23 protein-coding genes are annotated in these 25825 nt (G+C 57.6%); 11 read left to right on the top strand and 12 right to left on the bottom strand.

All coding sequences use genetic code 11. From position 1 onward, the window contains the following. Window position 1: 1 nt before the first annotated feature. Window positions 2-1810 (bottom strand): SLC13 family permease, encoded by a 1809-nt coding sequence (locus ACQUWM_RS14610; RefSeq protein WP_407002770.1) that lies wholly within the window; start codon window positions 1808-1810, stop codon window positions 2-4. A gap of 148 nt (window positions 1811-1958) precedes the next feature. Here ACQUWM_RS14610 and ACQUWM_RS14605 point away from each other — a divergent pair, with 148 nt between their 5' ends. Both ACQUWM_RS14605 and ACQUWM_RS14600 read left to right on the top strand, forming a co-directional pair. After that, complete coding sequence (locus tag ACQUWM_RS14605; RefSeq protein WP_407002771.1) at window positions 1959-3338, top strand: sigma-54 dependent transcriptional regulator; 1380 nt, start codon at window positions 1959-1961, stop codon at window positions 3336-3338. A 15-nt stretch (window positions 3339-3353) separates the two neighbouring features. Continuing rightward, window positions 3354-4418 carry a transporter gene (locus ACQUWM_RS14600; protein ID WP_428922642.1) on the top strand — a complete coding sequence of 355 codons (1065 nt, stop codon included), beginning with the start codon at window positions 3354-3356 and terminating at the stop codon, window positions 4416-4418. 7 nt (window positions 4419-4425) lie between these two features. Here ACQUWM_RS14600 and ACQUWM_RS14595 read toward each other — a convergent pair whose 3' ends face one another. From ACQUWM_RS14595 to ACQUWM_RS14570, 6 genes are all read right to left on the bottom strand, one after another. Then, the gene (locus ACQUWM_RS14595; RefSeq protein ID WP_428922641.1) at window positions 4426-4914 is read right to left on the bottom strand and encodes a hypothetical protein; all 489 of its coding nucleotides are present in this window, start codon (window positions 4912-4914) and stop codon (window positions 4426-4428) included. Between the two features lies 1 nt (window position 4915). Then, window positions 4916-5608 carry a C39 family peptidase gene (locus ACQUWM_RS14590; protein ID WP_428922640.1) on the bottom strand — a complete coding sequence of 231 codons (693 nt, stop codon included), beginning with the start codon at window positions 5606-5608 and terminating at the stop codon, window positions 4916-4918. Between the two features lie 17 nt (window positions 5609-5625). After that, window positions 5626-5976, bottom strand: coding sequence for a hypothetical protein (locus ACQUWM_RS14585; protein WP_407002775.1), 351 nt, complete (start codon window positions 5974-5976; stop codon window positions 5626-5628). Window positions 5977-6030: 54 nt separating this feature from the next. Beyond that, window positions 6031-6822 (bottom strand): dentin sialophosphoprotein, encoded by a 792-nt coding sequence (locus tag ACQUWM_RS14580; protein ID WP_407002776.1) that lies wholly within the window; start codon window positions 6820-6822, stop codon window positions 6031-6033. Window positions 6823-7200: 378 nt separating this feature from the next. Then, entirely contained in the window at window positions 7201-8793 is a 1593-nt protein-coding gene (locus ACQUWM_RS14575; RefSeq protein WP_407002777.1) for an isocitrate lyase, read from the bottom strand. A 216-nt stretch (window positions 8794-9009) separates the two neighbouring features. Next, window positions 9010-10956 carry a CASTOR/POLLUX-related putative ion channel gene (locus tag ACQUWM_RS14570; RefSeq protein WP_407002778.1) on the bottom strand — a complete coding sequence of 649 codons (1947 nt, stop codon included), beginning with the start codon at window positions 10954-10956 and terminating at the stop codon, window positions 9010-9012. 74 nt (window positions 10957-11030) lie between these two features. On the opposite strand from ACQUWM_RS14570, the gene ACQUWM_RS14565 reads away from it, so the two are divergent. Next, window positions 11031-12263 carry a hypothetical protein gene (locus ACQUWM_RS14565; protein ID WP_428922639.1) on the top strand — a complete coding sequence of 411 codons (1233 nt, stop codon included), beginning with the start codon at window positions 11031-11033 and terminating at the stop codon, window positions 12261-12263. 13 nt (window positions 12264-12276) lie between these two features. Here the strand turns inward: ACQUWM_RS14565 and dauA are convergent, their stop codons facing one another. Then, on the bottom strand, window positions 12277-14010 hold the full coding sequence (gene dauA, locus ACQUWM_RS14560; RefSeq protein WP_407002780.1) for a C4-dicarboxylic acid transporter DauA: 1734 nt from the start codon (window positions 14008-14010) through the stop codon (window positions 12277-12279). 129 nt (window positions 14011-14139) lie between these two features. Between dauA and ACQUWM_RS14555 the strand changes: the two genes are divergently transcribed. Together ACQUWM_RS14555 and ACQUWM_RS14550 are read left to right on the top strand one after the other, a co-directional pair. After that, window positions 14140-14316: a CopG family transcriptional regulator gene (locus tag ACQUWM_RS14555; RefSeq protein ID WP_127333859.1), complete on the top strand. Its 177-nt coding sequence runs from the start codon at window positions 14140-14142 to the stop codon at window positions 14314-14316. A 118-nt stretch (window positions 14317-14434) separates the two neighbouring features. Next, entirely contained in the window at window positions 14435-15340 is a 906-nt protein-coding gene (locus ACQUWM_RS14550) for a ChaN family lipoprotein (protein ID WP_407002781.1), read from the top strand. Window positions 15341-15390: 50 nt separating this feature from the next. On the opposite strand, the gene ACQUWM_RS14545 is transcribed toward ACQUWM_RS14550, so the two are convergent. Together ACQUWM_RS14545 and ACQUWM_RS14540 are read right to left on the bottom strand one after the other, a co-directional pair. After that, a complete protein-coding gene (locus ACQUWM_RS14545) occupies window positions 15391-15906 on the bottom strand; it encodes a macro domain-containing protein (protein WP_407002782.1) in 516 nt (171 codons plus the stop codon). 41 nt (window positions 15907-15947) lie between these two features. After that, window positions 15948-17015, bottom strand: a complete 1068-nt coding sequence (locus ACQUWM_RS14540) for a beta-N-acetylglucosaminidase domain-containing protein (RefSeq protein WP_407002783.1) — start codon at window positions 17013-17015, stop codon at window positions 15948-15950. 125 nt (window positions 17016-17140) lie between these two features. Between ACQUWM_RS14540 and ACQUWM_RS14535 the strand changes: the two genes are divergently transcribed. From ACQUWM_RS14535 to ACQUWM_RS14510, 6 genes are all read left to right on the top strand, one after another. After that, window positions 17141-18172 (top strand): acyltransferase family protein, encoded by a 1032-nt coding sequence (locus ACQUWM_RS14535; protein ID WP_407002784.1) that lies wholly within the window; start codon window positions 17141-17143, stop codon window positions 18170-18172. 157 nt (window positions 18173-18329) lie between these two features. Then, window positions 18330-19406 (top strand): TRAP transporter substrate-binding protein, encoded by a 1077-nt coding sequence (locus ACQUWM_RS14530; RefSeq protein ID WP_407002785.1) that lies wholly within the window; start codon window positions 18330-18332, stop codon window positions 19404-19406. 100 nt (window positions 19407-19506) lie between these two features. Next, window positions 19507-20052: a TRAP transporter small permease subunit gene (locus ACQUWM_RS14525; protein WP_407002786.1), complete on the top strand. Its 546-nt coding sequence runs from the start codon at window positions 19507-19509 to the stop codon at window positions 20050-20052. Then, complete coding sequence (locus ACQUWM_RS14520; RefSeq protein WP_407002787.1) at window positions 20049-21344, top strand: TRAP transporter large permease; 1296 nt, start codon at window positions 20049-20051, stop codon at window positions 21342-21344. Before ACQUWM_RS14525 ends, ACQUWM_RS14520 begins: the two co-directional genes overlap by 4 nt. Window positions 21345-21599: 255 nt before the next feature. Beyond that, on the top strand, window positions 21600-22919 hold the full coding sequence (locus tag ACQUWM_RS14515; RefSeq protein ID WP_407002788.1) for a class I SAM-dependent methyltransferase: 1320 nt from the start codon (window positions 21600-21602) through the stop codon (window positions 22917-22919). Then, window positions 22919-24043: an NAD(P)/FAD-dependent oxidoreductase gene (locus tag ACQUWM_RS14510; protein ID WP_407002789.1), complete on the top strand. Its 1125-nt coding sequence runs from the start codon at window positions 22919-22921 to the stop codon at window positions 24041-24043. Before ACQUWM_RS14515 ends, ACQUWM_RS14510 begins: the two co-directional genes overlap by 1 nt. Before the next feature lie 87 nt (window positions 24044-24130). Here ACQUWM_RS14510 and ACQUWM_RS14505 read toward each other — a convergent pair whose 3' ends face one another. Beyond that, complete coding sequence (locus tag ACQUWM_RS14505; RefSeq protein WP_407002790.1) at window positions 24131-25120, bottom strand: porin; 990 nt, start codon at window positions 25118-25120, stop codon at window positions 24131-24133. A 191-nt stretch (window positions 25121-25311) separates the two neighbouring features. Further along, window positions 25312-25785, bottom strand: a complete 474-nt coding sequence (locus ACQUWM_RS14500; protein WP_407002791.1) for a Dps family protein — start codon at window positions 25783-25785, stop codon at window positions 25312-25314. Window positions 25786-25825: the final 40 nt, after the last annotated feature.

Below are 25825 nucleotides of genomic sequence, written 5' to 3'. Positions count from 1 at the left end.
GCTACCCCCAGACCAGCATGATCATCGGCACCGCCACCACCGTCACCAGGATTGACAAGGGCAACCCCAGACGCCAGTAGTCCCCGAACCGGTATCCACCCGGCTCCATCACCAGGGCGTTGGACTGGTGCCCGATGGGTGTCAGGAAAGCGCATGACGCTCCCACGGCAACGGCCATCAGCACGGCGTCGGATGGCATGCCCAGCTCCGCGGACAGACTGAGAGCAATAGGAGCCACCAGTATTGCGGCAGCGGCGTTATTGACCACATTCGACAACAGCATGGTGCCCACCAGCACCACCGCAAGCACAATGGCCGGTGCCAGCCCGTCGCTCAGTGCCAGCATCTGTGCTGCAATCAGTTCGGCGCCGCCGGTAGTTTCCAGGGCCTGACCGACGGGAATCATAGCGGCAAGCAGCACAATGACGGACCAGTCAATCGCCTTGTAGGCATCCGGGGCACTGAGCAGGCCGGTCAGCACCATCGATACGGCGCAAGCCACCAGTGCCACCGGTGGCGCCAGCCAGCCGGCCACAATGGTGACAATGGCGGCCATGAACAGACCACCGGCCAGCATTGCATTGCGCTCCCGCCCCAGTCTGAGGCCACGCTCAGCAAGGGGTAGACAACCGAGTTGTTGCAAAGTACCACCCAGGGAATCCTCGTGTCCCTGTACCAACAGGATATCCCCCGCCTGAATGCGTACATCCCCAAGACGGCGCTTCAACCGGTGCCCCTGACGCGCCATGGCAACGATATTCAGGCCGTGGTATTCCCTCAGGTTCAGACGATTGGCGGTCTGTCCCACCAGGCTGGATTCAGGGGTAACCACCACTTCCGAAAGCCGGACTTCACCAGAGGCCAGTTCCTTCCGGGAGGGTGTTTCATCCCCGTCGTCCCGGGATTCATCACCCTCGTCCTCACTGGCACTGGCAAGCGCCAGACCCGTGTGATCGAGAAAATCCTGAAGGCTCTCCGTGTCAGCTTCCACCAACAGGACATCCCCTTCTCTCAAAACCTTGTAGGTGGATGGCGCCAGCGACCGGCTATCCTCACGGATCAGCGCCAGCACGACCACATCGTCCTCACTGTCAGCGTCGGTTAACAGGTTGTGGAGCGTGGCCCCGGCGTAGGACGATTCCTCTGGCACCCGCAATTCGGTGACATAATCACCAACACTGAACAGCTTGCCGCCATCATCGCTGTCTTGCCGCTGAGGCGTCAGGCGCCAGCCTGCCAGGGTAATGAAAGCGATGCCGACAAGCGTGATTGCACCGCCGACGGGAGCGAAGTCAAACAAACCAAAGGAGCCGGTTTCGCGGTAGCTGGCTATGATGATATTGGGCGGCGTCCCGATCAGCGTCATGGTGCCTCCCAGCAGGGAACCAAAGGCCAGGGGCATCAGCAGCAAAGAGGGCGACCGGCCCGCTTCCCGAGACATCCATACCGCCACCGGCATCAGCAAAGCCAGTGCGCCGACGTTGTTGATAAAGCCGGAACAGAGTGCAACCACTGCGGTCAACATCAGCACCTGCAAGGTTGGACGATGCCCGACCCGCCCCAGTAAACGGGCAATGGCATCGACCACGCCACCATTCACCAGGCCCTGACTGATCACCAGGACAGCAGCAACGGTGATCACCGCCGGGTGGCCGAACCCGGAGAACAGTTCATCGCCGGGTATCAATCCCGCCACTGCAACTGCCAGCAAGGCCAGCATTGATACCACATCAAAGCGCAGCCTGTTCCAGATGAACAGCCCCAGCGTGGCCACCAGAACCCCAAAAACAATGCCCTGCTCCGTACTCACCCGGCTCTCCCATGTCGGCAAAATTTACAGATTCCTGTGTATACGCGGATTAACTCGATACAACCCACTGAAAACAGGCTCGCTGCCTTAACTGGCACATTACATGTATATCATCCCGGGAAGGGCCCCCATCCCGAGGAGACTCACCATGCAAGACAAACGACCGCTCGTCTGGTTGTCGGCGGCTAACATCGACAAACAACCCGACTCGGCACTCTTACCACAATGGAGCATACACCGTTTTGACATGACAGAACCGCCCCCCTTCGGCCTGGCCAGCGCCGGCAAGGCCAAGGTCGGCGTGCTGGACCTGAGCATCTACCCCGAACAGGGAACGCCTTATCTGGATCAGTGGACGGAAGCCTTCCAGCTTCCCTACTGGGTTGGCATATTGCCGTCCGCCCCCCATCAGAACACACCGCTGGGAACGCTCATTTCCCGGCACTGCACGGATTACCACACACTACCACTGGACCCGGAACGCCTGAATACGGTGCTGGGCCACCTGTGGGGCATGGCCCAGCTGCAAGATCAGGGTGACTCCGAGCACCACGACAGTTACCAGGACGTGGCACTGGAAGGTGCATCCCAGGCCATCCGTCAGGCACGGGCCATGTTGCGTCGGTTTGCCAAAACCCATGAGCCCGTGCTGATTGTCGGAGAAAACGGCACCGGCAAGGATGCCGCCGCACGCTTCATCCATGCGCACTCGTCCCGGAGTACCCAGCCGCTGGTGACGGTCAATTGTGCTGCATTACCGGTATCCCTGACCCAGAGCGAGTTGTTCGGTTATGAGAAAGGTGCATTCACCCATGCCCTGAACAGTCGCCGGGGCCGTCTCGAATCCGCAGACGGAGGCACGCTGTTGCTGTCCGGCATTGATGAACTGGTTCCAGAACAGCAATCCGCCATCCTGCGTTTCCTGCAGGAAGGCCAGATTGAGCGTATCGGAGCCAGCCAGCCCAAAAAAGTGGACGTCAGGGTCATTGCCACCAGTGCGCGGCCGCTGAGAAAACTGGTGGAGACAGAGGAGTTCCGCAGCGACGTGTACTACCGCCTGGGCAGCCTGGAGGTCCGGCTGCCGCCGTTACGGGACCGTCCCGAGGACATACCGATCGTTGCCAACAGGATACTGGCCAGTACCCACACGGCTTTCGGCGTGCGCAAACTCAGCAATCAGGCCATGCAAAGCCTCGCCCAGCATGACTGGCCGGGTAACCTGCGCGAACTGCAAAACCGGCTGCGTCAGGCCATGCTGCTGAGCGAGTCGGCCATGATCGAACCGGCGGACCTGGGCCTGCCAGAGCTTGCACTGGCCATTCCCGGCCAGTCTGGCCTCAGCCTTGAGGCATTCCGTGCCAGGGCCGATCGACAGGCACTGTCCTGCAGCCTGGCCCTGTCACACCAGAATGTGTCCGCCGCGGCGCGCATTCTCAATATTTCCCGGGTGTCTTTCTACCGGTTAATGGATAAACACGGCCCCCACAGCCACGCACGCGGCCACAAGCCATTAGGGAACCACCAATAAAAAGGAACAGCAAGAATGGGTTACAGGCACCTACACTCCCTGATGGTGGCAACGTTGCTTTTACCCACAGGTGCCATGGCCGCACCAGATTACGATGACTATGGCGGGCCACAAGCCACGGAGACCGAATCATCCGGCGATATCGCGACAGACATTGCCTCCATCACCTCGGATCGGGGAATTGTCACTCGTCCTGGCCGCCTGACCATTGAGCCGGCTTTCTCCCACGCCCACAGCAACTCAACGGTTGTGGCGGTGGAAGGGTACACCGTCATACCAGCCCTGCTGGTCGGATTGATTAATATCTCGGAAATACAACGGGATATTTTTGTCGGCGCCCTTTCCCTGAAGTATGGATTCACCAGCAAGTTTGAAGCCGCGCTACGTGTACCGTACCTGAGCATCAATGAAGACCTGCGGGAACGGCAGGCATTCCAGGGAACGCCCGTGGATACCGTGAAGGAATCATCCGGGGAAGGTTTGGGGGACGTAGAGCTCTCGCTCCGCTATCAGCTGAACGACGGCCTGGATGGCATGCCCTACATTATCAGTGTCTTGCGGATAAAATCACCCACAGGAGACGGTCCCTACGATGTGGATCAGCGCGTGGTCGAGGACAGCCAGGGCAACCCCATCGGCGTCGAGCTCAGTGAGCGCCCCACCGGGTCCGGTTTCTGGGCTTTTGAACCCGGCTTCTCCTTTATTTATCCAACCGATCCCGCGGTGCTGTTCGGCAATCTCAGTTACGTCTGGACGCTCGAGGACGACCAGGGGTTTGAGAATGGCGGCACGGTGGACCCCGGCGATGTGGTGCGCTTCGGTTTTGGCATGGGGTTCGCGTTCAATGAGAAGACATCGTTCAGCCTGGGCTATGACCACTCAGTCATCCGCAAAACGACCATCGAGCACGATAATAACCTGTTTGATGCACGCTTTGACCGGATCCAGGTGGGCTCCCTCTCCTTCGGGCTGTCACAGCGCCTGTCCAGCAGCACCAGCCTGAATCTGACCGTCAGCGTTGGGGTGACCGAAAACGCGCCGAACAGTGAGATCACGCTGAAGCTGCCAATCAGTCTCTGACGGTCAGTCAGCGCCCCAGGAACTGTAACAGGTGGTCATTAAGGTGGGCAGGGAGCTGAACGCCGCTGCCGATATTGTTCAGCTCGATATTCAGTTGCTGAACATTCTGGATCACGGTGCTGTCGAGATTGTTCTGGATCATCGTCATCCAGCCCGAGGAATCACTGAGATTGCCCGACACCCTTGGCCCGGTCTGCTGGTTGGGCCCAACCACCTGCAACACGGTTTCCAACTGGTGTTCCACGGCACCACCGTGGACTGACTGGTTCAGATTGGGGATATTCAGGCGGTTCACCACCATCGTGTCACCGTTCACAGATACGATTTGCTCCAGGCCGATGGCGATTTCCAGGTTATCCAGCACAAACCCTCCCCTGAGCTCGGCCAGTTCCGGATTGGCCAGGGGCGTCACCGGCAACGCGAGCTCCGCAACAGCCGGTCGGAACAACGCCGATCCCGCCAGGGAAGCCACCAACAACAGTGTTTGTAATCTCATGTCACCACTCCCTCGATGAAGGCCAGTAAGGCAGTGTATGCCCCAGTGACGGGCCACCCTGCCCTTTCTCCAGAGGCGCCCGGGCTACCTGGGGCCAGTTGCCGTCTCCCAGGAATGCGCTTCGACCCCGCTGAAGATGGCTGCGGATAATAAACGCCGTGCCGTCCCAGTAACGCTCGAACTCTCGGTATGAGTACACTTTGAGGCCACGGGCAGGGTCACCCACCAGCACCTCGCTTTCACTGATCCCCTTGATCACCACAAAGTGCCGGAAACCATCCAGGTTCAGCAGCACGATCATGGGCAGACGCACCTTTTCTCTGAGCCCTGACAGCGGCAGCCGGAAACCATCGGCCTGATAGCCTTCGGCCTCCAGGAACCGCTTCATGTCCAGCATGGAGAAACCTTCACGGCGGACCTTTTCCGCGTCCGCGAGACTTAGCATGGACAGGAACACGTCCTGCTCGGACACCTCGTGGTCATAGTGATAGGACAACAGCGAAGCCAGCGCTGCAGAACCGCAGCTGAAGTCGTATTGCTGGCGCATCACACTGTCAAAGCGTTGCGCCTGGAAACTGGTCACACCGACCCGCACATCCCCTCCAATGCCCGGCACCGTCACCGAGCCGGCGAAGGCAGTGGACCACAGCAGTCCGACACCCGCACACAATGCAGTAAAGGCGCGCGCAGCCATGATCCACCTCCTTTGCCCTAGTGGTTGATCAATATGTTGATCTGGGTGCTGTCCTGAATCACCACCTGATTACCGGTGTTCTGGATCACCGTGGCGATGCCGCTCATGTTATCGAACGCGTGGTCAGAGATTGTGTTATCCCCCGTGACCACGTTGCCCGACAGCATGTTGTCGGAGACGCTGGCGTTCTGCTGGTTGTCGTTGATCTGCCACTGCAGCGGGATACCCTGGCGCCCGCTGGCATCCGACAACTGATCCGCAGAAAGCGGCTCGGCCGTCAACCAGTCCTCGGCCTGAACCTGAACTCCCCACCCCAGTGTCAGCGTCAGCAGGGCCGCGCCCAGTTTCCACCTGATGACATTACCCATGTCCGTTCTCCCGGGTAACGGGGCCGCACCCGATACGGGCGCGGCCAGTTACCATCAGTTGCCGGCGGTACTCAGGTTGGACATCACACTGACGTTGGCCTGGGTCACACTATTGGCACCAGCGTTCTGGGAAAACGCCCCAACGCCGGTGAAGTTTGCGGAACCACCGGAAATCTCGTTATGACTGGTCGCAGAGGCCATGCCACCGTGATCACCATCGAGATTGTAAGTGGCCGAAACTCCGGAGACTGAACCATCCAGGTCTGCTTCGTTCAGGAACACATGCAGATCCAGGTCGGTGGTGCTGTTATCGGAATTGTCCGAATTGTCATTACCGCTGTCTGCAATATTGAACGAATCGTTGATGCTGTTGTCGGAGTTGTCGTTACCGCTGTCAGCAACATTGGTGCTGTTGTCGGAACTGTCGTTGCCGCTGTCCGCAACATTGGTGCTGTTATCGGAGCTGTCGTTGCCGCTATCCGCGACATTGGTGCTGTTGTCCGAATTGTCGTTGCCGCTGTCAGCAACATTGGTGCTGTTATCGGAGCTGTCATTGCCGCTGTCAGCAACATCAATGCTGTTATCCGAGTTATCATTGGCACTGTCAGCAACGTTGATACTGTTGTCTGAATTATCCGTGGAGTTGTCGTTTCCGCTGTCCGCAACGTCCAGCTGGGTGGAGTTGTCCGAATTGTCGTTAGCGCTATCGGACACGTTGGCGGCTGTGCTTCCATCATCGGCGTTGGCGTTCGGGCTGCCATCCCCGCCCTGGTCGGCCACGGCGGTTCCATACAGTCCGAGTCCCATAGCAACAGCGATCGCTAGCAAGCTTTTTCTGGTTTTCATGACGTACCTTCCTTATCCATGGTTTCAGCTACGAAGGGATCCGCCCCAGCTTTCTGACTGCTGACAAGCCATGGTTCAGACCCGCCTGATGACTACAGCGATTAACATGCCAGTTTTGCCCGGGGTACGGCAGACTGTTGTAAGACAAGGTTTTATTCAGAAAAAGGAGAGGGAACAGCAATGAACAGGCAATCGAGATCGTTTCGTATCTGAAACAGCGATTGAGGGAGGAACTCTGACTTCCCGGAGCTTTACTTGAAAATTCAGATACCTGTAGGGAAATCTTAGTGTCAAAAAACAAAACCCCGCACCAGGGCGGGGTTTTGGGATGCAACCAGGGGCTTTTGCCCCCGGCCGACAGACAACCTGAACGTTCGATTAACCGAACTGGTTCATGGTGTTGTCTTTACCACCAGCTTTCAGAGCCGCATCACCTGCGAAGAACTCTTTGTGGTCGTCACCGATGTTGGAACCAGCCATGTCCTGGTGCTTAACGGTGGCAATACCCTGACGGATTTCCTTACGCTGTACGCCTGCAACGTAGGCCAGCATGCCTTCGTCACCGAAGTAGCCCTTGGCCAGGTTGTCGGTGGACAGGGCCGCAGTGTGGTAAGTCGGCAGCGTGATCAGGTGGTGGAAGATACCGGCTTCGCGTGAACCGTCACGCTGGAAGTTACGGCACCACTCGTCAGCCAGCTGACCCAGCTCGGTGTTGTCGTACTCTTCGCTCATCAGCTTGGCACGCTCGTAGGCAGACACGTCCTTGCCTTCTTCCTGCCATGCGTCGAATACCTGCTGACGGAAGTTCAGGGTCCAGTTGAAGGACGGGCTGTTGTTGTAAACCAGCTTGGCGTCGGGCACCACTTCCTTGATGCGGTTAACCATGGAAGCGATCTGGCCAACGTGCGGCTTCTCGGTTTCGATCCACAGCAGGTCGGCGCCGTTCTGCAGGCTGGTGATGCAGTCCAGAACAACACGGTCTTCGCCAGTGCCCGGCTTGAACTGGAACAGGCCAGAAGCCAGACGCTTCGGACGAACCAGCTGGCCCTTCTGCTTGATCACAACGTCGCCGTTGTTGATGTCTTCAGCCTTCTCGATAACTTCGCCATCGATGAAGCTGTTGTACTGGTCGCCCAGATCGCCCGGCTCGTTGGTCACGGCGATTTTCTGGGTCAGGCCTGCGCCCAGGGAATCAGTACGGGCAACGATAACACCGTCGTCCACACCCAGTTCCAGGAACGCCAGACGTACGGCGTTGATCTTGGACAGGAAGTCGGCGTGAGGAACGGTGACCTTGCCGTCCTGGTGACCACACTGCTTCTCATCGGAAACCTGGTTCTCGATCTGGATACAGCAAGCACCGGCTTCGATCATCTGCTTGGCCAGCAGGTAGGTCGCTTCGGCGTTACCGAAACCAGCGTCGATGTCGGCAATGATCGGCACAACGTGAGTTTCGTGGTTGTCGATCTGCTTGATCAGCTCTTCCGCCTTGGCGTTGTCACCGGCATTCTCGGCTTCTTCCAGGGCACGGAACAGGTGGTTCAGTTCCCAGGCATCCGCCTGACGCAGGAAGGTGTAAAGCTCTTCGATCAGACCGGAAACGGCAGTCTTCTCATGCATGGACTGGTCAGGCAGCGGGCCAAACTCAGAGCGCAGGGCCGCAACCATCCAGCCAGACAGGTACAGGTAACGACGCTTGGTGGTACCGAAGTGCTTCTTGATGGACAGCATCTTCTGCTGACCAATGAAGCCGTGCCAGCAGCCCAGGGACTGGGTGTACTGGGAAGTGTCGTTGTCGTAGTTCGCCATGTCTTCGCGCATGATCTTGGCGGTGTACTTGGCGATATCCAGACCGGTCTTGAACTTGTTCTGAGCGCGCATGCGGGCTGCGTGCTTCGGATTAATGGCGTTCCAGGTCGGGTTTTGCTTCAGGATAGAAGCAATGGCGTCAACGTCTTTTGCGTATGGCATGATCTCAGTCCTGTCGTTTAGGGTTTGAGGTGCTCTTCATCAGAAGCAGAAAACTACTCCGGTGAGCCAGCAACCCGATCAAAAATCGTTCAGGTCGCTGACGATGGAAGCTACTTTAGTATCTTTGAATTTATAATTGAAATTTATATTATCTATTCTCATCATTTTTACCATGAATACCAAATCTGATTTGGCGTCATCGCCAAACGTCTGCGGTCAGGTATTGGCAAGAACGACCAGTCGATCCCCCGGCTGTAACTCCAGATAGGTTTTGCGGGGCGGATTCAGCATCAGGTGGCGCCCCCGGTCATCCGCCTTGTGCCGGAACACTCCTAACGCCAGCTCACCCCGGACTGACAGGATCTTTTCCAGCAACTGGAAATCAACGCTCGCCGGTAACGGGTAGTTCTGCGGATCACGGAACTGAATTTCGGCGCCACCGCAGGTAAACAGCTCATCAAGCACGACCCGCAGCTCCCGACGCAGGGCCACCTGTGCCAGCACATGGCTGAGAATCATCGGGCTGATCAGCATTTCGCTCTGGTGACCATACAGTAAGTGGCGATTGTCGGGGTCGCTCAGCTCCATAATCAGCTGAGGTCTGTGGTTAGCCTCGGCAAGAATGTCTTCCAGCTGCAGATACCCCACCATGGTCCGGGCATCGGCCTCCTCACCTGATGCCAGCCGGTCACTGCTCAGCAGGATCACGGCGTCGTAATCGGTGGGGCGCACTTTGCGCAATTCATCCTCGACCATGTAGTCCGCCTCGATATGGCGACAGGTTACGTCGTGGCTATCCTGAACGTACCTGGCGATGTCCCGCTCCCTTTCGGCAGCCGGCACCACGGATACGATATCGACATTGAACGCCTGCCCGGCGTAACTGCCAAACTCGGCAATCAGGCTGGGCACCCGGCGATTCCAGCCCAACACCAGGATCGTGCGTGGACGGTCCGCAGCATTGCGAAGATAGCGACCGGCTTCTCCGCGGGTGACAACCGGCAGGGGGGCCAGCTTGAGGTTGGCCTCAGTTTCCGAGTAATCCCGGGCCAGCATGATAACTCGGTCAGCCATCTCCACAGGCGTATCCGAGGGCGCCATCAACCGCACGTCCCAGCCGCTGCCCCTGGGTTTCAGAATCCCCAGCACAATAGCGTGGGGGCGCTGGGCGGCCAGTTGCCCCAGGGACATGCCTGCAACGGTTTCGCCACCGCGTACATAAATTTCATTGCCTTCACCAGCCGTCAGCAACTCGTTATAGACTTCGGACAACCCGGGGTGAAGAATATTCTGAACCATGAGCCGACTGATGGTGGCGTCACCACCCACGACCTCCACGGCGCCGGGATAGGCGCGCTCGATGACCGGAAGCTTACGTATATCCTGGATCTCCGCCACCACGAATGGCAGGGGCGCGTTCAGGTGTCGGGCCTGGGCGGCGATCGACAGCAAGGCTTTCACCGTTTCGACATCGGAGGTCACCAGCGTACCGGCCTCATGGGCGGCACTGGGCACGATAACCGCTGACGCGTCCAGGCAGGCGACCCGATGCAATGCGTCTGGTTGAATCGCCAGGCCGGAACGCAGAATAACCTGGCGAGCCTTGCGCCTGATGCCCGGCTCGTTCCGCAGCTCATGGACCTGTCCCGCAGAGGCATGTTCTGAGAGCACAACCAGATTAAGGGTCTGGGTATCGTGCTTTTCCAGAAACCGGCGCATACGCCCCGACGATCCCAGCAGTTCTGACAGCAACGGTAAGGTCTGACTGCTCCAACCCAGCACCACGATGTGATTTTTCAGGGTAACCGGCGTTAGCCCGCGCTCCAGATCGGCCATCTTGGCGATCAACCACCGGGTCAGGATCGCCACCAGGGTGCCCATGAAGACCACGTAACCGCTGATGGTCAGCAGCGTGGATACGAACCGCTGCCAGGTACCGACATCGTCGCCCAGATACCCGGGATCGGTCAGGCGCAGGAACGCCCACCAGATCGCCGCGCCGATATCATCGAATGCTCCGTCCTGGGGGGCCACCAGCAGGCCGCCCACCAGAGAGATCAGGCCGATGAAGACACCCACCACGACTAACTGGAAGCCAGCGCCCTTTACCAGTTGACGTTCTACAATGAATTTAATTCTGTCGATAATACGAAATGGCAGCATGCGGCTCCCTTTTGCCCCTGAATGCAAAATACCCGTAGCATAGCGTAATAACGCGGATGAAGGCCCTGACAACCATGACACGGTATCCAATCGCTCTTGGCATCACCCTGACGCTTTCGGTTGTTCCGGGCCCCGGTCCTCAAGCCAGCAACAACCACCTTCCCCAGCCCTGGCGCCAGGACGCCGTCGTCCAGGGGCGGGATGAAACCTACAACACGGAACGGTTTCTCCACGAACGGACCTTCGATCATCTCCAGGCCGTTCCCGGCCCCACCGATAACGGCATCCGGGGAACGGGAGGCAGTGTCAGCAGTCGACGGCTGTACTTTGATTTCCGCTTCCGCAACGACTTTGGCTTCAATGACAACCGGCAAGGCTTCCTGCTTGATATCCAGCGCAGCGAAGATCTCGATGGCGCCTATCAGCGCCAACTGGTGGGCTTCCGTCATAACCTGACCGACACGACGGAACTCTGGCTTCAGGGCGATGTGTTCTCCGACAAATCAGAATCAGACGTTTACTTCAGTGTCCGCCAACACCTGCCCGGAAACAGCTGGATCCACGGCAGCTGGATTCTGCCGGACACGTATTTCAATAACAAAACCGATACCAACGACGAGTTCATCCGCAAGCCCCAGAGCTTTTTCCTGCAATGGCATCAGGCACAGGACGCAACACACCCGCCCCTTGGCACGACCGCGTCACTCACGGTGTCACCAACATCAGAGTTATTGAGCCGAACGGAAAACCTGCAAGTGGAAAGCGAATCGATCAAAGCCGCGCTGACCCATCGCTTCCGCCGGGATAACTGGCTATGGCGCCTGGAAGTCAGTGGCGAACGAACCCGCCGGAACTACCGGTTGTTCGAGGGGGATGGAGCAACGTTCCCGGATTTTTCCCGCGATCACTTCACGCTGGATGCCCGCGTAACCGACACTGAACGGCGTTACCAACCTCGTCTCGGCCTGTCTTATCTTGACCTTGATGAAGAGGGGTTCTTTGGTCGGGAACTCAATGATGAGGGAGCCATCCGGCGCCGGGAACCCACAGTGTACGGCGGTCTGTCATTCCCGGTGTCGTCGCGGACCACACTGTCGCCGGGACTTTACCTGAGTGCTCCCGATATCAGCCAGACCTTTTCCGATCACCGGAACCGCCGCCATCACGGCTTTACCGGTAAGCTGACATTGCCTTTTGAAACGGTGATTTCCAGGCAGGACCACGCCGTACTGACGTTGAACCCGACATTCTACCTGCACAAATTCGGGTTCGGCGGCGGTAACCTGCAATTGCACTGGCCGATGTAAGAGCCCCCGGGAACTATCGGTTGGGCCAGGCCCTGACCGCTGACAGGGCGGAGTCCAGAGAGGGATAGAAACTGCTGACACCATCAACAGGTCCCACCCCGGCCCGCGCCAGGGTTTTCAACGGCTGGAACTGAAGGTCGGCGACGACGATGCGGGTGCCTTCTGCCTGGCAAGTCTCAACCAGCTTGTTCAATGCGGACAACCCGCCAGCGTCCAGGACCGTTACGCCGTCCATGTAGAGAATAAAGCCCCGGGCGTTGCGGGACAGGCCGGCCAGTTCGCCGAAGATACGATCAGCTGCGGCGAAGAACAGCGGACCATTAATCTTGAACACCTGCCATCCATCGGGAAGTCCGGCACTGACTATGCGCTTGTTTCCGGTGATATCCGTGACTCTGGTCATCTGAGCCATTTCCCGCATGAACAGGACCGCCGCCAACAGGATACCGGTGGTAATCGCGATCACCATATCCAGCGCAACGGTCAGGGAAAAACAGGTGAGGAAAACCAGCACATCGCTCTTGGGAGCGGTTTTCAGCAAGTGGACCGATTTCGGCGCTTCACTCATGTTCCAGGCCACCATGATCAGCAGCGCGGCCATGGCTGCCATAGGCAGGTACGCCAATAACGGAGCAAGATAGACCAGCGCCAGCAACACCACACCGGCGTGAATCATCGCGGCCACCGGGGACTCCGCGCCGGCCTTGTAGTTGGCGGCGGAGCGGGCAATGGCCGCCGTTGCCGTGATCCCCCCAAAGAACGGGGTGACGATGTTGCCGATGCCCTGGCCGAGCAACTCGCTGTTGGCGCTGTGGCGCTTTCCGGTCATGCCATCGAGAACCACCGCGCACAACAGGGATTCGATGGCGCCAAGCATGGCAATAGCAAACGCCGCTGGCAGCAGCTCATGCACCATGGACCAGCTGATTCCCAGCGGTATGCCATCGACATCCGGACGTTGCCATGGCCAGGCAAACTCGGGCAGGAAGGGAGGAATGCCTGTCCCGGCAGAACCGTCGGGCATCAGATAGCTGAAACGGGAGCCGATGGTTGCGATATCAGCACCGTTGGCATTCAGAAAGAGCGCCAGCAAACTGCCAAGCAGAACAGCGGGGAGATGTGGCGGAATGGGCGTTTTCAAACGGGGCCACAGCAGCATAGTGGCCAGCGTTGTAACGGCCACCAGTGTACTCATGGCATCCACCCCCGGCAGCGCCTGGGCCAACGCAGCGATTTTGTCCCAGTAATGCTCGGGCATGGCTTCAAGGTTCAGCCCGAAAAAGTCCTTTACCTGCAGGGTTGCGATGACCACGGCAATACCGCCGGTAAACCCCAGCGTGACGGACTCCGGGATATACTCGATAAAACGCCCCAGGCGCATAAACGCCATGATGACCAGCAGGATACCGGACATCAGCGTTGCCAGCAGCAGACCTCCGAGGCCGTGGGATTGCGCAATCGGATAAAGGATGACAACGAACGCGGCGGTCGGGCCGGAGATGCTGAACCGGCTGCCGCCCAACAGGGCGATCAGAAAACCGGCGATGAATGCAGTGTAGAGTCCATACTGGGGCGGTACACCGCTGGCGATGGCCAGCGCCATGGCCAGCGGGATCGCAATAATACCCACCGTCAGACCGGCCATCACGTCCCGTGAAAAGCGCCGGCCAGTATATCTCTCATCGAGGCAGGCTTCGCGGAAGCCGTGGGCCAGTCGCAGGGAAAACAGGTGGGCGCGGTGCGGCATGAACGTTCTCAGCTATTGAAACAGTGTTGTTCGCATTATATTCTCACTAAAACATCATTCAATGTTAATCTGGTTAACATGCGACAGGCACGCTTCCAATCAACGATTTCAGGAGAATGACTAACAACCATGGAAAACCGTACAGCCCGTCTGACCCTGCTGATAGATCCACAAAAGAAAGCCGCCTTTGAAGCCCTGTGCAAGGAGGAGGATGTCACGCCATCACAGAAGGTCCGGCAGTTCATTCGCGAATACGTGGAAGCGAGGCTTGGTGAAAACTGGCGGGAAAATCCACCCAAAAGCTGACAACCGACTGTGTTCCGTGGTCGTATATTAGGTCATGAATTCCTTATCCCTTGCCGTGCTATTGCTTACATCCCTGCTCCTTTCGAGCTGCACATCCCTGCCCGACCATCGGACGCAGGTGCTGCCCCCGCATACGCAATACGATGCCATCATCACTGACAATAGAGGAACGCAGCTTTCCATCAACCAACTGGCCAGCCGGTTGCGTTCCGCTGATGTGATCGTTATTGGCGAGTACCATGGCCATCACGGTGCCCACCTGCTGCAATCGCTGCTCCAGTCCGCGCTATACCAGCAGCGCCCGCAACAGGTGCTGACCATGGAGCAGTTCGCCCTGGATGACCAGCAGGAGCTGGACCGTTATCTGGCCGGGAAATCCGGTGAGTCCGAATTGATTGCCGATACCGACGCCTGGCCCAATTACAAGGCCTCCTACCGCCCCCTGGTGGAGTTTTCCAGGGCCAGGAACATTCCGGTTATTGCCGCCAATGCGCCTGCCGATATCGTTCGCTGTATCGGTCGCACGGGCGAGGACTACCTGGAGTCCCTGGAGCCGGCCGCACGCAATCAGCTACCCGAAACGCCATTCCTGGATACTCCGGGCTACCGGGAAAAGTTCTTTAAAACAATGGGAGCAAACCACGGCGGTGCCAGTGAAGGAGTGGAGAACAGCTACAAGGCGCAACTGTTAAGGGATAACACCATGGCGGATCAGGTTATCAAAGCGCGGCAAAAATACCCCGGGCATCACGTTATTCACCTCACCGGCACCTTCCACGCTGAAAACCGCCTGGGCATGGTGGCGGTGCTGGAGCAGAAACGCCCCGACCTGTCCGTGACTGTCATCAGCCCGGTGTTCTGGCACTCTGGGGATACCTTTCCGAGCCTGGTCGAATCCCATCAGGAGAAAGGGGATTTCCTGTACTTCCTGCAACCCCTGCCGCAGGAATACGCTGACAACGAACGCCATCGCAATGCCATTATGGCGCAGTTCCGCCAGGCCGCCGACATTTCCTGTGACTGATATGATGGAACACTGCAGTACTGGCCGGTTGCCTACGCCCGGACCTGGACTTACGTACGATCCAGGATCGCCTGACACACTCGCCGATCACTCTCGCTGAACAGCACAAATCGCACCTTGCGCACCCGGGGGCACTCCGGGGCAGACTCACGAAGCGCGCGCACGGCAACGACAAGCGCGTCTTCAAGCGGATAACCGAACGCCCCGGCGGAGATGGCGGGAAACGCCACGGACTCGAGCCCGGCCTGCTCGGCCAGCTTCAGCGCGTTACGGTAGCAATCCGCCAGCAATCGGTCTGAAGGTTCGTCGACACCGTAAACCGGCCCCAGACAATGAATAATGTGGGTATTCGGCATGTCATGGGCGGCAGTAATCACCGCTTCACCGGGCTTTATCGGCGCCTTGGCACGACACTCTTCCGCCAGCCCCGGCCCGGCGGCAGCGTGAATCGCGCCGGCAACGCCACCGCCAGGCATAAGACGGGCATTGGCGGCATTAACCACCGCGTTCATGTCAGGCTGATGGGCAATATCGCCCTGAATACATTCAATGGAGAAATCCGTCATCGCTGTTCTCCTCTCCTGTCATGTCGGCAGCTCCCGGTGGACTATTGGGTCTGCACCATTTCGTCCGTTACCTGATAGCCACCCGACAACCAATGGACAATTTCCTCAGCACCGGCGTGGGAATACCCCCGGTACTTTTGCAAAAGAGCCTGCGTTTTTTCTTCGCTGAGCCGATGGAGGCCTGCATCCTGCAGAAGCAGCAGGTCCGCCATCACCTCGTCGGCGAGATCCATGCCCAATACTTCTCGCGCGGCATGGCGTAAAGCCTGCCCATACTGGTAATCCGGCCCCTGGCGGTAGCTTTCCGCCAGGGTAATGGCGGGAATGCCGGTGAGGGTTGGCTGCAGTGCGGGGTTGATGGCATGACCTGCCAGATAAGCAGCATTCGCCGCGGGCCGGCCAGTAAACCCCCGAAGGTGCAGGTGCCGCGACATACGGTCGCCGTCATTGACCGGGTAGTTATCCCACAACAAGGGCTTACGACCGAGAGCCTTGCCGATCCGCTTAAGGTGCCCCGGCGACACCTCCCGCGAACAGACCTCTTCCCCGGTCCAGAACACCCGGATTGCGGGGTCCAGCCTGTCGCCCAGGGTGGTCAGATAATCGCTGGGGCGCTCTCCGAACACCCGGTCCAGTACCGGGTCATCGGAATAGTAGCTGGGGCAGATAGTCAGCAATTCCGCATGGGTCCGGTCACGGATCCAGTGCACGATGTCTACCTGCCGGGATGCCAGGTCCGGGGTGTCGCTGCGCATGTCATCAAACAGGATGGCCAGTTCCTGAACTCCGATTTCATCCAGGAACGCCAGCTTTGTTGTCAGGGCCTGCCGCGCCGCATCATTGAAGTCGTTGAACACTTCAAACGGGCTCAGGCCAACCCCGAACCGTACCCCATGCCTGCGGCAAAAATGGGCAAAATCCGCCAGCGCGACCGCCGTGTCCTGAGGATGAGGCTCATCCCAGCGCCGACGCAGGAAGGCGTCGGCCTTGGGGGCATACAGGTAAAACCGGTAACCGTGAGGTTCCAGCGCCATCACCAGCTCCTTCCGCTCCTCCCAGCTCCACAGGGGACCGTAAAAACCTTCGATGATTCCAAGTTCCGTACTCATGGTTCCCTCCCGATACAAGCAGGTTAATGCATCTTAAGCCGGTGGCAAGGCAATGGTATATCTGACTAGTACTGCAATGCCCCAAAGCAGGCTACTATAGCCTGAAGCTCCACGGAATCGTGATTATGGCGGAATCCTCACAACGGCTGGCTGCGCTTGATGCACTCCGGGGCATCGCTGCCCTCGGCGTGGTGCTGTTTCATTACCTGCCCTATTACGACCAGCTGTACGGCCATACGTTCAGCCCGCCGTCCGTGCTGGATGTCGGCCGCTACGGCGTCCACCTGTTCTTCATCCTGAGCGGTTTTGTGATCTTCATGACCCTGGAACGAACCCGCACCGCTGGCTGGTTCGGACTGGCACGGGCCTTCCGGCTAATGCCGGCGTTATGGGCCGGCATCGCCATCACCTTCCTACTGGTTCACACCCTGGGGCCGGCGGACCGTGCGGTCAGCTTCGGCAGTGCTTTGTTGAACGTCACCCTGCTGCACGAGTACCTGGAATATCCGCATGTTGACGGTGCCTACTGGAGCCTGGTGATTGAAGCCACCTTCTACTGCTGGATCGCACTGCTGTTCTATGGACTGAAGGCATGGGAACGCATGCGCATCGCACTCTGGCTCTGGGTGGCGATCAGCTATGCCGGCGTCATCTGGTGGAAAGCCATCCCCGATGCCCTGGATTTCCTGGTCAAGGATCTGCTGTTCGTGAAGTACGCACCGCTGTTTGTCAGTGGCATGCTGATCTACCGCTGGCATCAGCACGGCAGGCCCGCCGCGCCGGACCTTTTGCTGTTAGGCCTGTCAATCGGCCATGCCGTTTTGGCGTACAAGGCACCATTCAATATCTTCGTGCTTGGCTGCTACGGGGTCTTCGCGCTCGCCGTGGCGGGCTACCTCAATGCGCTGGCCAACCGCCCCATGCTTTGGCTAGGCAGCCTGTCCTATGCCCTGTACCTGGTTCATCAGAACATTGGCTATGGCGTCATCGCCTGGGGGTACAATGCGGGCCTGCCCGGCTGGGCCGGTGTCTGCCTGGCGCTATTACTGGCGCTCACACTGGCCGCCGCCATCCACTACACCATCGAAAAGCCTGCCCTGGCGTGGTTCCGGGAGATGCGCGGGCGGTCCCCGAAACATTTACATTCGTTACCCTAACCCCCTACGACCTATGTCGTAGGGGGAGGGTATTTCCGTTCCGTTTCCTAACGATTACTGCTACTTTGAACTAGAGTTAAGAGCTGTTGATCCCAAACGGATAACGCTCCGGCAACACCCTAAAAAGACAATAACCAAACCAGAGGATAGAAGAGCAATGAAGATCCGTTCTGTTCTTTCCGCTACTGTGCTGGCAGTCGCAACTACCCTTGCCTCCGCACAGGCGCTCGCCCAAGACACCTTCACACTCCGTCTCGCCGAAACCTGGGGACCAAACTTCCCTATTTTCGGTGACACCACCAAGCGCTTCGCCGAAACCGTTGAGAAAATGTCCGACGGTCGACTGAAAGTCCGCATTGACTCCGCCAACAAGCACAAAGCCCCGTTCGGTGTCTTTGACATGGTCAAGGCTGGCCAGTACGACATGGGCCACTCCGCGTCCTATTACTGGAAAGGCAAGGTTCCTGAAACCCTGTTCTTCACCAGCATGCCCTTCGGCATGAATGCCATGGAGCAGTACGCCTGGTTCTACCACGGCGGCGGCATGGAGCTGATGCAGGAAGTGTATGAGCCCCACAACATGCTGTCTTTCCCAGGGGGTAACACCGGCGTGCAGATGGGCGGCTGGTTCCGTGAGGAAATCAAATCTCTGGAAGACCTGGAAGGCCTTAAAATGCGCATTCCCGGGTTCGCCGGCGAGGTCTTTGCAGAGGTGGGCGTCAACCCGACCAACATCGCCCCGGGCGAACTCTATACCGCCCTTGAGCGCAACACCATCGATGCGGTTGAGTGGGTAGGTCCAGCTCTGGATCTGCGTTTAGGCTTCCAGCAGATTGCCGACTATTACTACACCGGCTGGCACGAACCCGCGACCGAACTGCAGTTCCTGGTGAACAAGCGCGTATGGGAAAAACTGCCGGCGGATCTGCAGGAAATCATGCGTGTGGCCATGCGCACCGCGTCCTACGACATGTTGGTGCACTCCCAGCATGAAAACGCCAAAGCCTGGGCAAACATCAAGGAAGAATATCCGAACGTGCAGATCAAACAGTTCCCGGATGACATTTTCCAGGCGATGTACGATGCCAACAAGAAACTGCTGAAGGAATCCGCTGAAGGCAGCGAGATGGCGGCCAAAATCATCGAGTCCCAGCAGAACTACCTCGAGCAGAGCCGCGCCTATACAGATATTTCTGAGCGTGCGTACCTCAACACCATGACCGAAGTTGAGTAAGATATAGGCATTAACAAAGCCGGGATCGCTCGAGCGGTGATCCCGGCTTTGTCGTTTATAGCAACGAAAAATCGCCAGGCCATCTGGCGGAGGATCATCAATGCGGTGGATTATCAAACTGGACGAGGGCCTGGCCCGTCTGTCCATTCTCTGCGGCTGGATTGCCTGTGTCGCAATGATACTGATGGCAGCCAACGTTTTTTACGATGTTGTTGCCCGCTACGCTTTCAATGACGTTTCAATCGGCATGCAGGAAATGGAATGGCACCTTTATTCGGTGGTCTTTCTGTTCGGCATTCCCTACGCCCTGCGCACAGACGGACACGTGCGGGTGGATGTGTTCTACACCCGCTGGAGCAATAAAGCCAAAGCATGGGTCAATCTGGTGGGGGCGTTCATTTTTGTCATCCCGTTCGCCTACCTGATTGGCACCTATGGCTACGAATTCGCCCTGGACTCCTACAACATGGGTGAAGGCAGCGGCGATCCCGGCGGTCTTCCCCATCGCTGGATCATCAAGTCCGTTATCCCCCTGACGGCCATATTCACCGCCATCGCCGGCCTTAACATGGCGACCTTCGCACTGCGCGTGATGTCCGGTGAAAAAGAATACGAAGGCGAACACAGCGCAGGGGGACTGGCATGATCGGTATGATAATGTTTGGTGTGGCCCTCATCATGCTGATGCTGGGCTTCCCCGTAGCGTTCACCTTTGGTGGTGTGGCGCTCTTCTTCGGCATATTTGCCGAGGGCATGGACCTGTTTGCCTTCATGCCCTACCGCATCATGAGCGTGATGCAGAATACCGTGCTGATGGCTGTGCCCCTGTTCATCTTCATGGGTGTTGTGCTGCAGCGCACCCGGCTGGCGGAACAGCTGCTCACGTCCATGGGGCGCCTGTTTGGCGGCCTGCCCGGCGGTCTGGCAATCTCCACCATCCTGGTGGGCGCACTGCTCGCCGCCTCGACCGGCGTCGTTGGTGCAAGCGTTGTGGCCATGGGTCTGATCTCATTACCGGTAATGCTGGCTCACAAATACGACAAGCGTCTTGCGACCGGAACCATTTGCGCCTCCGGTACTCTGGGACAGATCGTGCCACCCTCGATCATACTGATCATTCTGGGTGACGTACTCGGCCTGCCGGTGGGCGACCTGTTCAAGGCCGCAGTTTGGCCCGGCGTCGTGCTGATCGGCCTGTACATTGGCTACATCCTGATCATGACGCGCTTCAAACCGGAAACGGCACCGGCCATGCCTGATGAAAGCGGCGTATCCCGTAAACAGGAAGTTTTCAATGCGCTGCTGGCCATCATTCCGCCGCTGGCACTGATCGTCGTGGTGCTAGGTTCAATTTTCACCGGTATTGCCACACCCACTGAATCCTCTGCACTGGGCGGCGTGGGAGCTGTCGTTCTGGCGATTATCTATCGGCAGTTTTCCTTCAAAATGGTATGGGATGCCTCCAAGGATACCGTCAAGGTCACTGCCATGGTGTTCGCCATCCTGATCGGTGCCACCGCGTTCTCCATGGTATTCAGCTACACCGGCGGCGACTACCTGCTGGAAGAATGGTTGCTGCAGCTGCCGGGCGAGAAATGGGGCTTTATCATCCTGGCCATGCTGGTCATTCTGGTACTGGGTTTCTTTATCGATTTCGTGGAGATATCGTTCATCATCGTGCCGATCCTGGCGCCGGTGGCTGAAGCCCTGGGCATCAACATGCTGTGGTTTGCCATCCTCATCGCCATGAACCTGCAAACCAGTTTCCTGACCCCCCCATTCGGGTTCTCGTTGTTCTACCTCAAGGGAGTCGCCCCACCCAATGTCCGGACAACAGACATTTACAAAGGGGTTCTTCCCTTCATTCTGCTGCAGATGCTGGTACTTGCGCTCATCGTCATCTTCCCGGAAATGTTCGGGATGAGTTCTTCCTACTGACCCAGACCAGGGCCGGAGCCTCTCCGGCCCTTCTCCTTCTGCCATTCCAGGCGCTTGATCAACCGACAGCTATTCGGTTGATCAATATCTTTAATACCCCCTCCACATGACAAAACCTGATCGTTTTCTATACTGAATCAATAAGAAGGCGCTTCTCCGCTATGATTTCGGGACACGCCCTGTCCGCTGAACCATCATTTTATGAGGTCGGACGAACCTCGTGATAAACCGGCAACCAAAGGGAGACGGGAATTCATGAATCAGAGCACTGCCCGGAAAACGGACGATTCCAGTCAACAGAACGATGAGAAAGCCCACGTTCTGAAGCTCCCCCTGGAAGAGCTCCAGGTTGACCGTGAACCTCATTCCTATGAACTCTGGCTGGTCGCCAAGTTGATGCGCATGGCCGGCTCACCTCCGGTCCGGCTCCGGCTTTGGAATGACGAGGTCATTGAACCGGAGGCCGGTGAAGCCCGCTTCACCATTCGTCTGACCGATCCGAAAGCTCTGTATTCCCTGGTGACCAACCCCAATCTGGCATTTGGCGATCTCTATAGCGCCGGTCGCCTTGAGGTCGAGGGCGATCTGCCAGACCTGATGGAAGCACTTTACCGCGCTGTTCACCAGGCCCGCCAGCGCTGGCCCAAGTGGCTTGATGCGCTATGGCGCAATCATAATCCCCGGCCGACCGGCATTTCCGAGGCCAAGGAGAACATCCACCACCACTACGATCTCGGCAACGAGTTCTACCGGCTTTGGCTGGACGAGGCCGAGATGCAATATACCTGCGCCTATTACGAACGTCCTGATCTCACCCTGGAGCAGGCACAGCTGGCCAAGCTGGAACATGTCTGTCGCAAGCTCCGCCTGAAGCCCGGCATGACCGTGGTGGAAGCTGGTTGCGGCTGGGGTGGCCTCGCCCGCTACATGGCCAGGAATTACGGTGTGAAGGTGCATGCCTACAACATTTCAAAGGAACAGCTGGCCTATGCCCGCGAAGAGGCCGAGCGCCAGCAACTGGATCACCTGATTGAGTATGTGGAAGACGATTACCGAAACATTCAGGGTCAGTACGACGCCTTTGTGTCCATTGGCATGCTGGAACACGTCGGCAAGGACAACTACCCGGCACTGTCGGAGCTGATCAAGCGCTCCCTGAAACCGGACGGCATTGCCCTGCTCCACAGCATTGGCCGAAACCGTCCGATGCTGATGAATGCCTGGATCGAAAAACGCATTTTTCCCGGGGCCTACCCCCCCAGCATTGGCGAATTCATGACCCTCTGCGAACACGGAGATTTTTCCGTTCTGGATGTGGAAAACCTGCGCCTGCATTACGCCCAGACCCTGACCCACTGGATGGATCGTTTCACCGGAAGGGAAAACCAGGTAACCGATATGTACGACGAGCATTTCACCCGCGCCTGGCGTATGTACCTGGCCGGTTCCATTGCTGCTTTCCGTGCCGGCTCACTACAGCTGTTTCAGGTGGTATTCACCCATGGCGACAATAACCGGTTACCTCAGAACCGGCAGGATCTCTACACTTTCCCGGCAGCTCCGGAGGCCCGTTAATGGATTACTACGACCTGATCATTGTTGGTGCCGGCCCGGCCGGGTCGACCCTGGCCCATTCACTGCAGGACAGCGGCAAGCGCATTCTTGTCATCGACAAAAAAACCTTCCCACGGGACAAAACCTGCGCGGGCTGGGTCACCCCGGCGGTGATGGCTAGCCTTGGCATCGATACAGCCGACTACGAACAGGAGCGAACCCTGCAACCCATCCGTCGTTTCCGCATCGGTATGATGGGCCAGCCAGCGGTGGAGAATAATCATGGCGACGTGGTCAGCTACGGCATTCGCCGCTGCGAGTTCGACCATTACCTGCTGAGCCGGGTGACCGCTTCACAGGAACTCGGCACCCCGGTCAAATCCATTACCAGGAAAAACGGCAACTGGGTGGTCAATGACACCTGGGAGGCACCACTCATTGTCGGCGCCGGTGGCCACTTCTGCCCGGTTGCCAAGCTCCTGGGCGATGGCCCAGGAGGCCATGAAACTGTGGTCGCCGCCAAAGAAGTCGAGTTTGAAATGACGCCGGAACAATCCGAGGTTTGCGAGGCCCGGGGAGACACACCGGAACTCTGGTTCTGCCGGGACCTGAAAGGTTATGCCTGGGTCTTCCGCAAGGGCAATTTCCTGAATATTGGCCTGGGCCGCGAAGACAACCACAAGCTCACCGAGCACCTGGAACGATTTGTGGAGGAAATGAAAGCCAGCGGACGTATCCCGGCAGATTTGCCCGGGCGCTTCAAAGGCCATGCCTATCTATTGTACGACCACGCGGAGCGCCCCCTGGTGGACGATGGCGTGATATTGATCGGGGATTCCGCCGGCCTGGCTTACACCCAGAGCGGGGAAGGTATCCGCCCGGCCATCGAATCCGCACTGATCGCCGCCCAGGTTATCCGCGATGCCGATGATTATTCAGCCCAGACACTGCAGGCCTATGGTGAAACCATCGCCCAACGGTTTGGCAACCGCGTATCAGAGACGGAACAGGGCTGGCAGTTACCGGAATGGGTCAAAGTACCACTGGCCAGCACTCTGATGCGCTCACACTGGTTTACCCGCAAGGTTGTGACTGAGAAGTGGTTCCTGCATCAGGAGGTGCCGCCACTGGATGTCGCGGTTTAAGAGCGGAGACAAAAAAGCCGGGGCAATTGCCCCGGCAAACAATGACGCCAACACGATACAGCGTTTCTTTACTTCAGCACTTCGGTCTTACATAGAGAACTTGTGTTCAAAGCCCACACCGAAGGTGGTGTCTTCCTGATCTCCGATGTCCTGTTCTACCTGTGAGAAGTAGGCGTAGACCTTGCTCTTCTTGGCAAGCCTGTAATCAGCACCAACGCCAATAAGAGTCAGCTCTTCGTCTGAAAGGTCCGCTTTGGTCAGGCCATACTGGGCTTTCAGTTTCACCCGGTCGAACTTCACGGCACCGCTAATCAGATAGCTGTCTTCCTCACCTTCACCGTCTTCCTCTTCAGCCAACTGGTACAAGGCGCCAAGCTCGAACATGTCGAGCCGAACCAGGCCAGTGGCACGCAGAATGTTCAATCGACCATCCATCGTGGAATCAGCAACCAGCTCATCCTCAATCTCGGAGTCATAGGCAAGGGAGCCGTAGAACATGCCCTGATCAAATACGATGGAACTGGAGACCGCGTCGGCAACACCATTCTCGTCTGTACCCTCGTCCTGATCTTCACCCGGAATCAGGGCCACGTTCACGGACAACGCATCTGCAAACCTGGGAGTGCTGTATTGCACAATGTTGCTGGTGCGGTTCTCACCGGCCATGATGTTCTTGATGTCACCCTGCAGGTCATTGAACTGGTCGACTTTGCCTTGAGCTACTTTTAGCGGTGTATCAAATTTACCGGCAATCAGAGTGCCCATGGCGTCATGGGTAAAGCCGCCATAGATGTTGCGCTGGCTGAAGGTCTCACCGTCCTTGTCACCATCATCAACCGAGATTTCGAATTCTGCCTTGTAGACCGCCTTGATCTGGTTGAAATCAAGATCCAGGTCACCTTTGACACCCAGGCGCGATGCATTGCTCTGAAGCTTCCAGGCATCTTCTACATCGTTATCCTGGTTTTCGTAGGACACGTTGGCCTTGCCGTATACGATCGGTCCCTTGTCAGCCATTGCAACGGAGGGCGCAACAACCATGGAACCGATAGCCAGAGCCAGCAATTGCTTTTTCATTCGTTTGTTCTCCATCAGTGATCACGTTTGATCGGTGTTGAATTTCGTGATCACACTATGGAGAGGGTTTATTAACTATTTGTTAATCAAATATGGCGGTTTAGTGACCATTGCTGCCAACGGAGGCTCAACGGACCGGCAAAAAAAATGGCGGCCCGGGGCCGCCACCAATTCAATGTACCTAACGCTGATTACTGACCGAGATAGCTGCGGTACATCCAGACCGTTTTTTCCTGCTGCGAGATGTAATCGCTCATCAGCGCAACCGTACCTTCGTCGTCCGCATCGCCGGCGAGGCTCAGCAGTTCACGCTGCTTGCCGATCAGTTTGGCGAAGCTTTCCACAATGTTCTCCATGGCCACCTTGCCATCGGAGACGTCCTTGCGCTCAGGCACTTCGGATTTCTCGATGTAGGTGCTGTATGCGTGTGCCGGGCGATGTCCGAGAGTCAGCACGCGCTCGGCGATCTCGTCGATCTTCAGTAGCAGATCGTCGTACAGCTCTTCGAATTTCACGTGAAGCTCGAAGAAGTTGTCACCTTTAATGTTCCAGTGATAACCACGAACGTTCATGTAGAAGATTTGGTAGTTCGACAGCAGATCGTTCAGGGCGTTGGCGAGTTGTTCGGTCTTTGCCGTGTCCAGACCAATGAAATTTTTACCCATAACATGCCTCCTTGACAGTTACTGAAATAAATCTGACTCC

Origin of the sequence: Marinobacter sp. DUT-3 (assembly GCF_050379435.1) — a bacterium.
Classification (GTDB): domain Bacteria; phylum Pseudomonadota; class Gammaproteobacteria; order Pseudomonadales; family Oleiphilaceae; genus Marinobacter.
The sequence above is the reverse complement of the archived record's forward strand: the minus strand, read 5'-3'. Positions and strand labels throughout refer to the sequence as shown.

Bases quoted from the DNA above. Each gene is read 5' to 3' on its own strand.
- ACQUWM_RS14505 (WP_407002790.1), bottom strand. From the start codon at position 25,120: ATGAAAAAGCAATTGCTGGCTCTGGCTATCGGTTCCATGGTTGTTGCG.
- ACQUWM_RS14595 (WP_428922641.1), bottom strand. From the start codon at position 4,914: ATGAGATTACAAACACTGTTGTTGGTGGCTTCCCTGGCGGGATCGGCG.
- dauA (WP_407002780.1), bottom strand. From the start codon at position 14,010: ATGCCGCACCGCGCCCACCTGTTTTCCCTGCGACTGGCCCACGGCTTC.
- ACQUWM_RS14500 (WP_407002791.1), bottom strand. From the start codon at position 25,785: ATGGGTAAAAATTTCATTGGTCTGGACACGGCAAAGACCGAACAACTC.
- ACQUWM_RS14575 (WP_407002777.1), bottom strand. From the start codon at position 8,793: ATGCCATACGCAAAAGACGTTGACGCCATTGCTTCTATCCTGAAGCAA.
- ACQUWM_RS14565 (WP_428922639.1), top strand. From the start codon at position 11,031: ATGACACGGTATCCAATCGCTCTTGGCATCACCCTGACGCTTTCGGTT.
- ACQUWM_RS14545 (WP_407002782.1), bottom strand. From the start codon at position 15,906: ATGACGGATTTCTCCATTGAATGTATTCAGGGCGATATTGCCCATCAG.
- ACQUWM_RS14515 (WP_407002788.1), top strand. From the start codon at position 21,600: ATGAATCAGAGCACTGCCCGGAAAACGGACGATTCCAGTCAACAGAAC.
- ACQUWM_RS14585 (WP_407002775.1), bottom strand. From the start codon at position 5,976: ATGGGTAATGTCATCAGGTGGAAACTGGGCGCGGCCCTGCTGACGCTG.
- ACQUWM_RS14570 (WP_407002778.1), bottom strand. From the start codon at position 10,956: ATGCTGCCATTTCGTATTATCGACAGAATTAAATTCATTGTAGAACGT.
- ACQUWM_RS14520 (WP_407002787.1), top strand. From the start codon at position 20,049: ATGATCGGTATGATAATGTTTGGTGTGGCCCTCATCATGCTGATGCTG.
- ACQUWM_RS14510 (WP_407002789.1), top strand. From the start codon at position 22,919: ATGGATTACTACGACCTGATCATTGTTGGTGCCGGCCCGGCCGGGTCG.
- ACQUWM_RS14580 (WP_407002776.1), bottom strand. From the start codon at position 6,822: ATGAAAACCAGAAAAAGCTTGCTAGCGATCGCTGTTGCTATGGGACTC.
- ACQUWM_RS14535 (WP_407002784.1), top strand. From the start codon at position 17,141: ATGGCGGAATCCTCACAACGGCTGGCTGCGCTTGATGCACTCCGGGGC.
- ACQUWM_RS14525 (WP_407002786.1), top strand. From the start codon at position 19,507: ATGCGGTGGATTATCAAACTGGACGAGGGCCTGGCCCGTCTGTCCATT.
- ACQUWM_RS14530 (WP_407002785.1), top strand. From the start codon at position 18,330: ATGAAGATCCGTTCTGTTCTTTCCGCTACTGTGCTGGCAGTCGCAACT.
- ACQUWM_RS14540 (WP_407002783.1), bottom strand. From the start codon at position 17,015: ATGAGTACGGAACTTGGAATCATCGAAGGTTTTTACGGTCCCCTGTGG.
- ACQUWM_RS14555 (WP_127333859.1), top strand. From the start codon at position 14,140: ATGGAAAACCGTACAGCCCGTCTGACCCTGCTGATAGATCCACAAAAG.
- ACQUWM_RS14600 (WP_428922642.1), top strand. From the start codon at position 3,354: ATGGGTTACAGGCACCTACACTCCCTGATGGTGGCAACGTTGCTTTTA.
- ACQUWM_RS14590 (WP_428922640.1), bottom strand. From the start codon at position 5,608: ATGGCTGCGCGCGCCTTTACTGCATTGTGTGCGGGTGTCGGACTGCTG.
- ACQUWM_RS14605 (WP_407002771.1), top strand. From the start codon at position 1,959: ATGCAAGACAAACGACCGCTCGTCTGGTTGTCGGCGGCTAACATCGAC.